13 protein-coding genes and 1 tRNA gene are annotated in these 13,218 nt (G+C 59.9%); 4 read left to right on the top strand and 10 right to left on the bottom strand.

From position 1 onward, the window contains the following. Positions 1 to 14: 14 nt before the first annotated feature. Together AC1DNI_RS12620 and AC1DNI_RS12615 are read right to left on the bottom strand one after the other, a co-directional pair. Positions 15 to 1,136, bottom strand: coding sequence for a DegT/DnrJ/EryC1/StrS family aminotransferase (locus tag AC1DNI_RS12620; protein ID WP_477692200.1), 1,122 nt, complete (start codon positions 1,134 to 1,136; stop codon positions 15 to 17). Between the two features lie 154 nt (positions 1,137 to 1,290). After that, positions 1,291 to 2,274 (bottom strand): Gfo/Idh/MocA family protein, encoded by a 984-nt coding sequence (locus AC1DNI_RS12615; protein WP_027233509.1) that lies wholly within the window; start codon positions 2,272 to 2,274, stop codon positions 1,291 to 1,293. Positions 2,275 to 2,836: 562 nt separating this feature from the next. On the opposite strand from AC1DNI_RS12615, the gene AC1DNI_RS12610 reads away from it, so the two are divergent. Continuing rightward, positions 2,837 to 2,913: transfer RNA gene (locus tag AC1DNI_RS12610), tRNA-Met, on the top strand. Between the two features lie 143 nt (positions 2,914 to 3,056). Here AC1DNI_RS12610 and AC1DNI_RS12605 read toward each other — a convergent pair. Further along, on the bottom strand, positions 3,057 to 3,386 hold the full coding sequence (locus AC1DNI_RS12605; protein WP_477692087.1) for a DUF1294 domain-containing protein: 330 nt from the start codon (positions 3,384 to 3,386) through the stop codon (positions 3,057 to 3,059). Positions 3,387 to 3,559: 173 nt separating this feature from the next. Continuing rightward, positions 3,560 to 3,835, bottom strand: coding sequence for a hypothetical protein (locus tag AC1DNI_RS12600; protein WP_477692086.1), 276 nt, complete (start codon positions 3,833 to 3,835; stop codon positions 3,560 to 3,562). Between the two features lie 166 nt (positions 3,836 to 4,001). On the opposite strand from AC1DNI_RS12600, the gene AC1DNI_RS12595 reads away from it, so the two are divergent. Beyond that, positions 4,002 to 4,631, top strand: a complete 630-nt coding sequence (locus AC1DNI_RS12595; protein WP_477692085.1) for a LysE family translocator — start codon at positions 4,002 to 4,004, stop codon at positions 4,629 to 4,631. Here the strand turns inward: AC1DNI_RS12595 and AC1DNI_RS12590 are convergent. Both AC1DNI_RS12590 and AC1DNI_RS12585 read right to left on the bottom strand, forming a co-directional pair. After that, positions 4,628 to 5,206, bottom strand: a complete 579-nt coding sequence (locus AC1DNI_RS12590) for an alpha/beta hydrolase (protein ID WP_477692084.1) — start codon at positions 5,204 to 5,206, stop codon at positions 4,628 to 4,630. The two genes, AC1DNI_RS12595 and AC1DNI_RS12590, sit on opposite strands and share 4 nt — an antisense overlap. Before the next feature lie 58 nt (positions 5,207 to 5,264). After that, entirely contained in the window at positions 5,265 to 6,176 is a 912-nt protein-coding gene (locus AC1DNI_RS12585; protein ID WP_477692083.1) for a LysR family transcriptional regulator, read from the bottom strand. 104 nt (positions 6,177 to 6,280) lie between these two features. Between AC1DNI_RS12585 and AC1DNI_RS12580 the strand changes: the two genes are divergently transcribed. Further along, a complete protein-coding gene (locus AC1DNI_RS12580) occupies positions 6,281 to 6,904 on the top strand; it encodes a pyridoxamine 5'-phosphate oxidase family protein (protein ID WP_477692082.1) in 624 nt (207 codons plus the stop codon). A 346-nt stretch (positions 6,905 to 7,250) separates the two neighbouring features. Then, entirely contained in the window at positions 7,251 to 9,638 is a 2,388-nt protein-coding gene (locus AC1DNI_RS12575; protein WP_477692199.1) for a DNA translocase FtsK, read from the top strand. A 64-nt stretch (positions 9,639 to 9,702) separates the two neighbouring features. On the opposite strand, the gene AC1DNI_RS12570 is transcribed toward AC1DNI_RS12575, so the two are convergent. From AC1DNI_RS12570 to AC1DNI_RS12555, 4 genes are all read right to left on the bottom strand, one after another. Next, positions 9,703 to 10,725, bottom strand: a complete 1,023-nt coding sequence (locus tag AC1DNI_RS12570) for a Tim44 domain-containing protein (RefSeq protein ID WP_477692081.1) — start codon at positions 10,723 to 10,725, stop codon at positions 9,703 to 9,705. 484 nt (positions 10,726 to 11,209) lie between these two features. Next, entirely contained in the window at positions 11,210 to 11,983 is a 774-nt protein-coding gene (locus AC1DNI_RS12565) for a molybdopterin-binding protein (RefSeq protein ID WP_477692080.1), read from the bottom strand. Beyond that, a complete protein-coding gene (locus AC1DNI_RS12560; protein WP_477692079.1) occupies positions 11,980 to 12,846 on the bottom strand; it encodes a cytochrome b/b6 domain-containing protein in 867 nt (288 codons plus the stop codon). The genes AC1DNI_RS12565 and AC1DNI_RS12560 overlap by 4 nt, the downstream gene beginning before the upstream one ends. A gap of 70 nt (positions 12,847 to 12,916) precedes the next feature. Next, positions 12,917 to 13,195 (bottom strand): pentapeptide MXKDX repeat protein, encoded by a 279-nt coding sequence (locus tag AC1DNI_RS12555; RefSeq protein ID WP_153668389.1) that lies wholly within the window; start codon positions 13,193 to 13,195, stop codon positions 12,917 to 12,919. Positions 13,196 to 13,218: the final 23 nt, after the last annotated feature.

Here is a 13,218-nt window from a genome sequence, read left to right as displayed (position 1 = left end):
GGAGCGCCCTACTCTCAGGCTTTCTCGTGAAACGCGCGAATGGTACCGATAATACGGTCCTGATCGGCTTCCCTGAGGTAGGGGTGCATCGGCAGGCAGAGGATATTCTTCGGCAAGGTCTCCGATACCGGTAGCCCGCCGGGCGCACGCATATAGTGCTCATAAGCCTTCTGCAGATGCAGAGGCTTCACGTAGTAAATCACCGAAGGAATGCCGTTTGCCTGAAGATGCGCCTTCAAGGCATCGCGCTTGTCCGTCTCGATCGCGTACTGTGCCCAGGCCGAGCGCGAGCCGGCCGGCATGTGCGCAACCTTGACGACGTCCTTCAGGCCATTGGCGTAGCGCTTCGCCACTACCTGACGCGTTTCCATCTCGTCCTCGAGAATGGCGAGCTTTTCGATCAGCACCGCCGCCTGGATCGTGTCGAGGCGCGAATTGAGCCCGATACGGACATTGTCATACTGGGTCTCGCCCTTACCGTGGAACAGCACGGACCGTAAAATCTCGGCGAGCGAAGCGTCATTGGTGAACATCGCCCCGCCATCGCCATAGCATCCGAGCGGCTTGGCCGGGTAGAAGCTCGTTGCCGCGACATCGCCGAACGCGCCGCACATGGCATTGTCACGCTTGCCGCCGATCGACTGCGCCGCGTCTTCGATAACGAAGAGGCCTTCCTTGGCGGCAATGGCGGAAAGCGAGGTGTAATCGGCGGCAAGACCGAAAAGGTCGACCGGAATGATCGCCTTGGGCTCGAGACGCCCTTCGGCGCGCACGGCGGCAATTGCCGCCTGAAGCTGCTCGACATTGATGTTGTAGGTCTCGGGATCGACATCGACGAATACCGGCTCGGCCCCGGCAAGCGCCACGACTTCGGCGGTTGCAGCGAAGGTGAAACTCGGGACGAACACCGCGTGGCCCGGACCGATGCCCTTCGCCATCAGCGGCATCAGCAGCGCATCGGTGCCGTTGGCGCAGGCGATCACATGTTCGACGCCGACATATTCGGCGAGACGCTTTTCGAATTCGGCAACTTCCGGCCCGAGGATGTATTTGCCTTCGCGGATGACCTTGGCGATCGCCGCGTCGAGTTTGCCGCTAATCCGTTCACGCTGTGCGCCGAGATCGATGAACTGCATCATTGCTCCAATATCAAATATGCTCGCGCAATCGCCGCGAGCAACAGTCAAGGCGATTGTTTAGATGGGCAGCCGATGGACTGCCAGACGTCGCCATTCAAAGTTTGTGCGGCCTTGTAACAACGCTTTATGCCGAGTGCAATCTTTGCGCGCGTCAACCGTAGGCTGGTGTATCGCGCTTGGGCTCGGTGTGCGCCACGGTCCCGGCTGTCAGGATGCGCAGCACGCGGATTGCTTCCTCGCCATCGGTGCGCGGTTCTTCACGCGTTTCGATGCACGAAATGAAATTCTGCAGTTCGCGCGTCAGCGGCATGCCCTGCGCGATCTTGACGTAGGTCGGCTCTTCCGTGGTCGACGCCCAGGCACCATTATCCTGCCAGATCGAGTGCTTGTAGACCGCGAGTTTCTTGTCCCATTGCTCCATGTCATCGAAGACGGCCATGGCCTTGGTGCCGACGACGGTCAGGCGACGCTCGCGATAGGGATTGAGGCGCGAAGCAAAGAGATGCCCGCGCACATTATCGGGAAAGCGAAGGTGCAGGTGCGCAAAATCGCTGAGGTGGTCGAGCACCGCGGCGCCCTCGCCGCGCACTTCGATCGGCTCGGTCCCAGTAATCGCCAGGATCATCGACAGATCATGTGGAGCCAGATCCCAGAGCGCATCGTTCTCGGTGTGAAACTTGCCAAGGCCAAGCCGGTGCGAATGGATATATCGTACCTTTCCGAGATGGCCGGCCTTGATCAGGTCGAGCAGCTTTTCGAAAGCCGGATGAAAGCGCAGCACATGGCCGACCATGAAGATGCGGCCATTATCGTGGGCAGCTTTCACCGCAGCTTCGGCGTCGGGCACAGTCAGCGCGATCGGCTTTTCGACGAGCACGTCCTTGCCGTTGCGAACGGCCTTGATTGCAGCCTGCGCATGAAACTGCGGCGGCAGCGCCATGACGATCGCGTCGACGTCGGGATGCGTGTAGATTTCGTCCGCGGCAATGTGCAGGACGCCTTGCTCGGCGGCGAAGCCCGCGGCACGATCGCTGTTCTGGTCCGAGACGGCATAAAGGGCGCCGAGGCTCTTCAGGGTACGGATATGGTTGCTGCCCCAATAGCCGCAACCAAGCACTGCAATCCGTGGAGCCATCTTTTCAGCCTTCTTCATGTCGGCATCCAATATCTGGAGCAAGAAACGATGACAAGACCTCGAACCCGGCAATTCCATGTCGAGGTTTTAAAGCCGGTGCACAATTCCTTGAAATTCGGGCGCGGTGCAACGGCAAGTCGCATCAGGTGCAGTGAGTGGATCGTCGGGACAGGCCCGGTCCTCGGGTCGAAACGCGAGAATGACGGCTACGGTGAATCAGGGTGACGGCACTTGTGGATTAGGGTGCCGGCAGTGGTGGACAAGGAAGACTGCAATGCTGGTGGATGAGGGGCGCGCCTATTGATGCACTGACAAGGAAGAGGTCGCGTTGTCGCCATCCCCGCTATCTTGGGCGGCTATAACGAATGTGAAGACGCGTTTCTTTATTTTCCCACCGTCTCGGTCATCCTTGTACTTTACGGGAGCCATTCGCAACTTGGCCGAGTCATCCACTTGACAGGCAGTTTCTACGCACATATACCCCGCCCGTCCCTGTCGATTGACAGCGCGTTCCCCGGTACAGCTTTAAAGGCAGGCCATTGACGGAACGCTTGGCATATGGGGCGAAGTAGCTCAGTAGGTTAGAGCAGAGGAATCATAATCCTTGTGTCGGGGGTTCGAATCCCTCCTTCGCTACCATAACTTTATCTCGTTAATTCAAGGCGATAGCGGACGTACACGACCCTGAAGTAGGAGCGTCATGTTGCAGTTATGTTGCAGATAATTTCCCTGTATTTTCAAAGGTTGCCGGAAACTACCGGATAATCCTTGCGTTAGTCAGATTAGGTCAGTGCTTCGGCGATACCATTCCATAGGATAGTCCCAAGGATCGCACCGCAGCCTGCCGCATGAAGCACGACAATCAGCCCCAGCCGTGTTCGGAAGGGTTCCTTTTGTGTCTTGTGTCGAAAAGCTCGCTGTCCCGCTACCGCGCCTATCGTGCCGCCCAGCAAGGCAAACGCAAGAAGCGTGCGTTCTGGGATGCGCCGGCCCGCCTGGCGGGCGCAATGCTTATCCCAGCCGAAAAGGAAAAAAGATACGAGGTTGGCGATTAATATGTACGCAAAAACCAAAGGGTACGCCCCCTCTGTCACCCAAGTCTGGCCTTCCATCGGACGACTTCCTCTCATTGCCGGCCGACAGCATAACCATCGCTGCTTAACGTCCTCATTCTGCAATGAGTAGGATTGTTCAGATTCTGAACCATTTCGGGGCCTACGTCTCGGTTGCCGGACATCTGTTCCCACGGGGCGAAGCGGGAAACCCACCCAACCAGTCCATGCTGCTATTTTGACCTGTTATTATCACCCTGCCTTATCGTGTTGAACCGTTGCAGCGTGTTGTAGCGCAAGTTTCTGATTTCAACGACGCCGCCTTCCAGAACGGTGTAGACAACTTCCCCATTCTTGGCTGTCGCGGTTTCGCCGGGCTTGCCCTGGCCTCGTATGATCTTGTTGATGGTTGCAAGCTGCGACGTGCTGTCGTCCTCGGCAAATGCAGCCGGGGAATGCAGACCGATGGTTAAGACCAAGGAAAGAAGAGCCGTTACTAGTCTGATCATGACTATCCTCAGCAAGGTGAGCGCAAAGCAAAGCGTCGCAACTTAACTCAATTTGTGCCTTGATGGCGAACGTCATTCTTGGCCATCCTTGATGACTCTTGCTGCGCTTGCCAGTATTGAATGCTTGGGCCCAGTCAGGGTGAAACCGCGCACCGGAGCATCGAAAATGCCATCGAACGAATTGTTGATCGCGTTCACGATAACGACGGCTATCTTCGCCTATATTCCAGGGCCAGCCATGCTCTACGCCGCCGCCCAGACGATCGCGCGCGGACGCCGTGCGGGCTTGATGGCATCCCTCGGCATTCATCTTGGTTGCTATGTCCATGTCATTGCCGCCGCGGCGGGCCTGTCGATGCTCTTTCACGCCGTGCCAATGCTCTACATGCTGGTGAAGCTTGCCGGCGCTGCCTATCTTGTCTGGCTCGGCATCTCGTTGTTTCGTGCCAGGGTCGAGGATGCCGCGCTGCCCGGGATCGAGGCAAAGTCCGGCCGCCGCGCATTCCTTGAGAGTATCAGCGTCGAAGTGCTCAACCCCAAGACCGCCATTTTCTTCATGGCGTTCCTGCCGCAATTCATTGATGCGTCGGCGGCATTCCCGATCTGGATACAGTTCCTGATCCTCGGAACAATCGTCAACCTGATGTTTTCATCCGCCGACCTCGTCTGCGTCTTTCTCGCTGGGGCAATTGTCACGCGGCTCCGGCGCTCGAGCCAAGCCCGCAGGCTTATGCAGCGGGCCGACGGAGCCCTGCTCGTCGGTCTCGGCACCCATCTCGCCTTGCAGCGCAGCTAGTCTCCTGTCGGCTCCTCACTCCGTCCGGTGACCGCCCGAACATCACGCGCGACCTCGCGCATATCAATGTTGAGCTGGTGGTCCCGGCCTTGGAGCAAGCACATCACCGCGTGCGGCAGAGCTTTCATATAAAGGTCTGCGTGAGCGGCGGGCACCACATCGTCAGCCGTTCCGCGATAAAGACAGATGGGAATGCCGCGCGGAAGGCGATCCGCAAGGTCGTCGCACGCCGCGATGTCATCCTCCGGCCACCCGCCTTCGCCGATGAAAGGCGGTGCGATCAGGAACAGCCCGCCAAAGGCACGTGGTAAGGCCGATTCCGCGAGGACCTGCAGCAGGATTGTGGCGCCGACCGAGTGGCCGACAAGAATTGCACCGTCGTCCAGGCCATCGAACGCGCTGAGCAACGCAGCTTTCCAGGCGCCATACTTCGGATTATCCTCATCGGGCATGCGCGGATAGTGGACCTGATAGGCGGCACCGAGTTCCTGTCGGAGACTCTCCGCAAGCTTGTCGTCCCAGTGATCGTGGGTACCTTCCCCGGCGCCTTGAACGAAGAGGACATCTGTGGCCATTTTCCGATTTTATGCGACCGGACTGATGGGTCAAGACCGCCCCCTGCCCGCAGGCAGCTCAGGTGGCCAGGGACAAAGCCGCCATTCTCTCCCGTAGTAATGGCACGGCAAAATCCACGAATGCGCGGAGTTTCAATGGGGTCCGCCCTTGCGCGACATAGACCGCGCTTACCGGCCATGGCGGCGGTTCAAAGTCTTCAAGCAGGAGGACAAGTTTTCCAGCGGAGACAGCGCCTTCCGCCTGGTAGGAGAGCAATCGCGTAATGCCGAGCTCGGCCGCCGCCGCGTCGGCCGCCGCTTCGGCGGTCGTCACGCTGAGCCGCGATTGCACAGGAACGTCGACCCCGCGCTTTCCCTCGACGAAGGTCCAGATCCTGGGCGAGTTGAATCCCTCGAAGGTGATGCAGTCATGGGTCGCGAGTTCTTCCGGGCGTGCGGGCGTGCCACGTCTTGATAGATAGGCCGGGCTTGCATAGGCCGCCCGTCGGATCATCCCCACCTTCGTCGCCACAAGATTGCTGTCCGGCAGATTGCCGATGCGGATGGCAAGGTCGATGTGATCCTCGATCAGATTGACCTGCCGATCGCTAAGGCTCAACCGCAGATTGATCTGCGGATAGGCCTCGAGGAATTCGGTTACCACCGGCAGCACATGCAAACGGCCGAAAACGATGGGCGCGGTGACGGTCAGGTCGCCCTTTGGCGCTACAAACTCCCCGGCAGCTATCCGCTCCGCTTCTTCGACCTGCTGCAGAATCATTTTGCTCGCCTCAACATAGGCGCGCCCGGCGTCGGTGAGCTCGAACTGCCGGCTCGAGCGTATCAGGAGACGCGTATCGAGGTAGGCCTCGAGTTCGGCCACTTTGCGACTTACCGTTGCAAGCGGTATGTTTAGTCGTCGGGAAGCCGAAGACAGACTGCCCGCGTCCACGGCAGCCAGAAGCACGGCCATTGCATCAAGACGATCCATCAAGCCTTCCATATTTCGGTAGGATAACTCCCGATTTCCCTTTCTACTGCGATTTGATGAAAGAAGCTATATATGCGTCACGTTCAACGCACGAGGTCGCAGTCATGTCGTCCGCCCCTGCCTATTCAAGCGATGTAGCCTTCACGCCGACGGTAAAATCGATCCAGGCGCGCAAGGGTTCGCGCGCCGGTTATGCCAGCATGGAAGAGCGTGGCTCGTGGCGGACGGGGTTCACTCCCGATCTCGTCGCCTTTATCGAGAGCCAGACCAGTGTTTTCCTTGCCACCGCGAATGCGGAAGGCCAGCCGTATATCCAGCATCGCGGCGGCCCGGCTGGGTTCATGCACGTTGTCGATGACCATACGATCGCCTTCGCCGACTTTGCCGGCAATCGGCAATACATCACGCAAGGCAACCTCGCCGACAATTCAAAGGCCTACCTTTTTCTCATCGACTACCGTACGCGCCAGCGCGTGAAGCTTTGGGGCGAGGCCGAGGTGGTCGAAGACGCTGAACTCACCGCAAAGCTCATGCCCGAGAACTATCGGGCCCGCCCGGAACAGGTGATCGTTTTCAAGGTTGCTGCCTGGGATACAAACTGCCCGCAACATATACCGCTGCGGTTCGAGGCTGCGGAGGTCGAAGCGATCGTCGCAGGGCGTGACGCAAGGATCAAGGATCTCGAGGCCGAGGTGGCACGCCTGCGTAAAGCGCAATCCTCGCAGTAAGCCAATCGATTTTCGGCGGGATTTGCAGGCTGTTGCCCTGCTGCCACGCGGGCGAAATAGGCGGTCTGCAACCGGCAAAAGTAGCGAGTTGTTAACCTTGGTTTTCTATTCAAATAGGGAGCCCATCGGGTAACACCACACCATTCCGTTTGCAGGCATCATGCGCATCCCAAGAACAAATTTTCCAATTAAAACAGACGAATATGAGTTCGAGACCGAATTGGAGCGGGTGCCGAATCGCATCCCTCCATATGAGGCACCGGTCGCTGCGCCCGCTCCGGCACCAGCGCCGCTAGGGGCCGCTGAGCCGCCCCGCCGTGCGAGCGCCCAATATGAACCTGTCGACGTGCGCCGCAGCATCACGCCTGCGGCGCCGGCCCGTCCGGTATCAGCGGCCATACGTCCGCAGCGGACAAACCCGATGAACGCTGACGACCCGTCTCTGCCGATTTCCAAACGCATGTTTTCGCTTTCCGAGAATGTCCGGTTTACCCGCACGCCCGACAGCGAACTCCTGAAGGGCAAACTGCCGGAGATCAAGCCGGCGCCTCGGCCGGCCGCGTCCACGGCCAAGCCCACGCCGATCGCTGTGCCGCAAGCACCCGCTGTTCCGCAACCGCCACACGTCGCGGCAGCGCCGCGCCCGGCACCCGCACATATACAGAAGGTACCCGCACCCGTTCGGGCCGCAGAAGTGGGGCAAGCGTCGCTACCGCCGGTAAGCGCCTCGCCCCTCGCCTATGTCTCGGACTTTGCCTTCTTTGATTCGATGGATATTCCCCTCGATACAGCGCCAAAAATTGTCGCGCCGGCCCGGCCGAACCCGAAGCCGGCCTTCAGCCTTGATGAAATCACCGCCCGGTTTCGCATCGTCGAGTGCACGCCGGCAGGTGCCCTGGAGGCCGCGCCGAAGCCTCGGCTTGTGGCACCGCCACTTGATTCCGAGCCGGTTGAAGAAAGGCACATCGAAACGTCCGCGCCGATCGTTGCGGAAGTGGTCGAGGCCGAGATCGTTGTGGAAACCATCGAGCCCATGGTCGTGATCGAAGCCGAGCCGGCCCCGGTCGTCATTGAACCGACCCAAGCGCCGAAGCGTCGCGACATAGTACGCTCCGCACAGCCGCTCGCCCCGCGCCCGTTCGCGCTTGCACCGGCTGCGGACCGTGCAATTGCGGCCACGCATTCGGGCGGATATGAGAAGCCGCCGGTGACGCTGCTCCAGGAGGCGGTGACGCAGGATGCGGTTACGATCTCGCAGGAGACGCTGGAGCAGAATGCCGGTCTCCTCGAAAGCGTGCTTGAGGATTTCGGCGTGCGCGGCGAGATCATCCACGTTCGGCCGGGGCCGGTCGTAACGCTCTACGAATTCGAACCCGCCCCCGGCGTAAAATCCTCCCGCGTCATCAACCTTGCCGACGACATTGCGCGCTCGATGTCGGCGCTCTCGGCCCGCGTGGCGGTCGTCCCGGGCCGCAACGTGATCGGCATCGAATTGCCCAATGCAACGCGCGAGACGGTTTATCTGCGCGAAATGGTTGCCTCGGACAATTTCGACAAGACCAAGTTCAAGCTCGCGCTTTGCCTCGGCAAGACCATCGGCGGCGAGCCTGTGATTGCCGAACTCGCCAAGATGCCGCATCTCCTGGTTGCAGGCACGACAGGCTCCGGCAAATCCGTTGCCATCAACACCATGATCCTCTCGCTCCTCTACCGGCTGACGCCGGACGAGTGCCGGCTGATCATGGTCGATCCGAAAATGCTTGAACTGTCGATTTACGACGGCATTCCCCACCTTCTCACCCCCGTCGTCACCGACCCGAAAAAGGCGGTCATGGCGCTGAAGTGGGCGGTGCGCGAGATGGAAGATCGCTACCGCAAAATGTCGAAGCTCGGCGTGCGCAACATCGACGGTTTCAATACGCGCGTAACCGGCGCGGCGGAAAAGGGCGAGACGGTCACATGCACTGTGCAGACCGGTTTCGACAAGGGCACCGGCGAGCCGATCTACGAACAGGAAGCCATCGATCTGAAGCCGATGCCGTTCATCGTCATCATCGTCGATGAAATGGCCGACCTGATGATGGTCGCCGGCAAGGAGATCGAAGGAGCCATCCAGCGCCTGGCGCAGATGGCGCGCGCCGCCGGCATCCATCTGATCATGGCGACGCAGCGCCCGTCCGTGGACGTCATCACCGGCACCATCAAGGCGAATTTCCCGACCCGCATCTCCTTCCAGGTCACCTCCAAGATCGACAGCCGCACCATCCTTGGCGAACAGGGCGCAGAGCAACTACTCGGCCAGGGCGATATGTTGCACATGATCGGCGGCGGTCGTATCTCCCGCGTCCATGGTCCCTTCGTTTCCGACGAGGAGGTCGAGAAGATCGTGGCGCACTTGAAGGCGCAGGGCCAGCCCGATTATCTCGACACGGTGACGGCGGACGAGAGCGAAGAAGATGAGCCGGAAGCCGAGGACAGCGCCGTGTTCGACAAGAGCGCCATGGCGGCTGAGGATGGCAACGAACTCTACGACCAGGCGGTCAAGGTGATGCTGCGCGACAAGAAGTGTTCTACCTCCTATATCCAGCGCCGCCTCGGCATCGGCTACAACCGCGCGGCATCATTGGTAGAGCGGATGGAAAAGGAAGGTCTGGTCGGGCCAGCCAACCATGTCGGCAAGCGTGAAATCCTGCATGGCCGCAGGGAAAGCGCCGCGATGGACGATGTGGGCTAACGACCCACTTAAACGCAAAAAGGCCCGCGCCGGTGAAGCGCGGGCCTTTCGTTTGTGAAAGATTTCAGGCGGCGTCCTGAATCGCTGAAAGCTTCCAGTCCGCATTGGGCTTGCGCATGAAGGTCCAGACTTCCGTGGTCTGGCTCGGCTCCTTCTCGTCGCCATTGACGATACGGCCGGTTTCGCGGTCGACCATGGAGTCGATGCTCGAATAGCGCATGGCGGTCGTCGCATATTCTGTATCGCCTTCGGCCCAGGCCTCGGCAATATCAGCCTGCAACAGCTTCACGCTGGAAACGCTGTTGCGCAGGCCATCGGTTGCGTTCTGGCCGAGTTCCTCGGCGAGATAGGACATGGCCTCCGGCGTCGTCAGCTTGCGCAACGTGGCGTAATCTTCCTTGCCATAGGCAGTCTGCACTTCCGTCAAAAGCTGCTCGAAACGATCGAGATCATCCTGTTTCAGGCCGATCTCGTCGCCGCCCGAAGAAGCTGCCACCGCCTGATAGCCGCCACCATTACTGTAGTTGGCATTTCCCGCCGCACCTGAACCCGAACCGATCGTCGGGATTCTGAAGGACGCGTTTGAGGGCGCATTGCCTTCGGCGCTGCGGCCGAATGCAGGCCCGCCTGCCGGCGCCATGGTCGTCTGGCGCGAGCGGAAGAAGCGCATCGCCAGCATGACCACGCCGATAAGGAGCCCGATCTGCAGCAACATGCCGAGGAACCCGGCTGCACCGCCGAAGCCGTGGCCAAGCAAGGTGCCGATCAGGCCGCCGACCAGCAGACCGCCGATGAGCGAGCGGCCCATGCCGCCGAAAAGACCCGGACGCTGCTGCTGGCCCAATTGCGGCTGTGCGGCAGATGGCTGCGCCGCATCGGGCCGCGGGCTCATGCTGCGCTCGATAGGCGCTGCCGGAGCCGGAGCCGTGCGCGTCGGCGCGGGCGCCTGGAACGTGCGGGCGCCGCGGCTGCCAAACCCGCCGCCACCACGCCGGGCGTCAGCGTCATGGACAACGCTGAATGACACCGCCATGCCCAGGGCAAGAATAGCGGCAATCCGGCTGAAGCGGTTTAGAACGGGCAGCATGCAACAGTCTCCTCAATATGTTACGAAACATCTGTTGCGCCGCATATGGTGAAAGCCCGCAGGCTTTTGAAGGTTAGGTGCCAAGTTTTTCGCTGGCGTCATGTTGAAAGCGTGGTTCCTTGGGCTCGCGTCCCGAGGATCCACTCTTGCTGAACGAGCGAAGCGGCGCCAGTAAATAGCACCATCCCGGGCATCGTCGTATTCTCGCCACATCAACGGCTAGGCTTGATGCCTGCTGTTGCAGTGGCGCAGCACTTAAGGGGAATGGGTTCTCTTCTACGATCAGCCGACGTTGTGGATCAGGTCTGCAGCGAGACACGAATCTCCAGATGAGGGACCGAACTATTGGTTCATCAATGCGTCGTAATACTCGTGCTCTTGACGTTTTTCGCCTTGCTGGGAGCGCTCGCGCTGTTTTCAGACAATAACGGGTCCCTGCGACAGTCGCCGCAGACGACCGTTGAGTCGCCCCTTTAGGCAGGTCTCAAATACCCGCATACCATTCATAGCCGCGGTCCTCCCAGAAGCCGCCCTTCCCGCCCCAAATACCCCTGAAACTGTCGGTGAGCTCGATGCGCATCACATATTTGGCGTGCTTGTAGCCGAGTTGGCGTTCAACGCGCAGCCGTAGCGGCGCGCCGTGCGCCACTTCGAGTTCCTTGCCGTTCATGGCATAGGCGAGGATCGTCTGCGGGTGCCAGGCATCGACGAGATCGATGCTCTCGTAATATTTGCCGCTGCCATCCAGGGTCTGCTCCAATTCGTCGGCGCAATAGAACACCGCGTACCGCGCGCCTGGAGCAAGCCCCGCCTTTTCGAGTACCAGGCCAAGCGGGACACCTGTCCATTTGCCGATTGCGCTCCAGCCCTCGACGCAATCGTGCCTAGTGATCTGCGTCCGTGACGGCATGGCCTTGAGGTCCGCCAGCGAGAGTTCCAGAGGCCGCTGCACCATTCCGTTCACGACGAGTTTCCAGTCGGCGAAGTTGTTTTCCCTCAGCTGTGCATACTCCTCGCTGCCCGGTTCCGAGGTGCCATTCGGCTTGAACACCGGTGAAAGATCGGCTTCGCTGAATTCGCGCGCCAGGGGCTGGTGGCCCATCAAGAGTCGCTGGGCTCCCATCGTCAGCGATTCTGCCCGTTGCAGGATATCGTTGATGGTTGTGCTCTGAACGAGCGCGTCGCAGCCGGTCAAAAGCCCGGTCGCCGCAACGCTGGAGCCGATGAGGAAGCGGCGGCGGGTAAGGTCGATGCTCATGTCGACTTTTCCTTCTCAGGCTCGACGCGCAGCGCATAATAGCCGGTGATCATCGAGCGCAAATTGTTCCAGACGCCGGAAACCAGCACCATCACGATATGGACGATGACAAAGGCGACGAGGAGCGAGGCGGTAATAAAATGGATGGTCCGCGCCGATTGACGGCCGCCGAAGAGATCGAGCAGCCATGGGAAGATCGCGTTGAACCCCGGCGACATCGTCAGCCCGGTAAGCACCATCAGCGGCAGCAGGACGAAGATCACGCCGACATAGGCAAGCTTTTGCAGGGCGTTGTAGTGGCGGGCCGCTTCGCCTTTCGGAAAGCGCAGCCGCGCATGTTCGGCAACCTCGTGGGCAAGATGGCCCGGCGTCAGTTCGGTTCTGGTCGGAGCGAGGTCGCGGCGAAAATGCCCGGCAATAAGGCCATAGAGGAGATAAACGAAGCCGTTGATGACGAAGAACCAGGCGAAGAAGAAATGCCAGCGCCGGCCGGTCGCAAGGTCCTGATAGCTCGGAATCGTGATCCAGGACGGGAAGGCGCGCGGTGCAAGTTCGCCATCGACCATCGATGCACCGAGGACCCCGGTCGTCGGAAGAGAGATGGAGCCGATACGGGTAACGCCCTTGATCGTATCGCCATCCTCGACCGCGCCGATTGAAATGAACGATGGATCGGGTCTCGCATCGGCGCCGTATTGCCCCCAGTAAAGCGCCGGATGGGCGTTGAAGATTTGCAGGCCGCTCATCAAAAGAAAACTCAGGCAGAGGACGTTGAGCCAATGCGTGATGCGCACGAGCACCGAATGCCGGTAGAAGAGCACCTTGCGCGACTTCGCCGTTTCGGATTGTGCAATGCTTGTCATGGACGGCCTCCAAAGCCGAAGCGGCTGCAATTATGCGTGGCGAACTCACCCGCCACGCACGATCTCCATGTTACTTTTTCTTGGGCGCCATCGTGCCCATGGCATCTGAGGTCCCGCTCTTCTTCATCATCGTATCGGATTTCATTGTATCCTTTTTCATCGCCATCTGGTCGCATTCCTTCATCATGGAATCCTTCTTCATGGCGTCCTTCTCCATGCCCGCATGCTTCATGCAATCGGATTTGGTCATCGGCTTCATTGTCTCCGCGGCCGATGCTGCATTTGCCCCGGCAATGCCGGCGCCAGCAATGAGAGCCGAAACGGCGATGCGGCGAATGAGAGTGTTCATGGGTGTTCTCCTTTGGTTTGAAT

The sequence above is a fragment of the Phyllobacterium sp. 01N428 genome (assembly GCF_056399405.1).
This window is presented reverse-complemented; position numbering and strand designations above follow the sequence as displayed.

Bases quoted from the DNA above. Each gene is read 5' to 3' on its own strand.
- AC1DNI_RS12620 (WP_477692200.1), bottom strand. From the start codon at position 1,136: ATGCAGTTCATCGATCTCGGCGCACAGCGTGAACGGATTAGCGGCAAA.
- AC1DNI_RS12615 (WP_027233509.1), bottom strand. From the start codon at position 2,274: ATGGCTCCACGGATTGCAGTGCTTGGTTGCGGCTATTGGGGCAGCAAC.
- AC1DNI_RS12605 (WP_477692087.1), bottom strand. From the start codon at position 3,386: ATGGAAGGCCAGACTTGGGTGACAGAGGGGGCGTACCCTTTGGTTTTT.
- AC1DNI_RS12600 (WP_477692086.1), bottom strand. From the start codon at position 3,835: ATGATCAGACTAGTAACGGCTCTTCTTTCCTTGGTCTTAACCATCGGT.
- AC1DNI_RS12595 (WP_477692085.1), top strand. From the start codon at position 4,002: ATGCCATCGAACGAATTGTTGATCGCGTTCACGATAACGACGGCTATC.
- AC1DNI_RS12590 (WP_477692084.1), bottom strand. From the start codon at position 5,206: ATGGCCACAGATGTCCTCTTCGTTCAAGGCGCCGGGGAAGGTACCCAC.
- AC1DNI_RS12585 (WP_477692083.1), bottom strand. From the start codon at position 6,176: ATGGATCGTCTTGATGCAATGGCCGTGCTTCTGGCTGCCGTGGACGCG.
- AC1DNI_RS12580 (WP_477692082.1), top strand. From the start codon at position 6,281: ATGTCGTCCGCCCCTGCCTATTCAAGCGATGTAGCCTTCACGCCGACG.
- AC1DNI_RS12570 (WP_477692081.1), bottom strand. From the start codon at position 10,725: ATGCTGCCCGTTCTAAACCGCTTCAGCCGGATTGCCGCTATTCTTGCC.
- AC1DNI_RS12565 (WP_477692080.1), bottom strand. From the start codon at position 11,983: ATGAGCATCGACCTTACCCGCCGCCGCTTCCTCATCGGCTCCAGCGTT.
- AC1DNI_RS12560 (WP_477692079.1), bottom strand. From the start codon at position 12,846: ATGACAAGCATTGCACAATCCGAAACGGCGAAGTCGCGCAAGGTGCTC.
- AC1DNI_RS12555 (WP_153668389.1), bottom strand. From the start codon at position 13,195: ATGAACACTCTCATTCGCCGCATCGCCGTTTCGGCTCTCATTGCTGGC.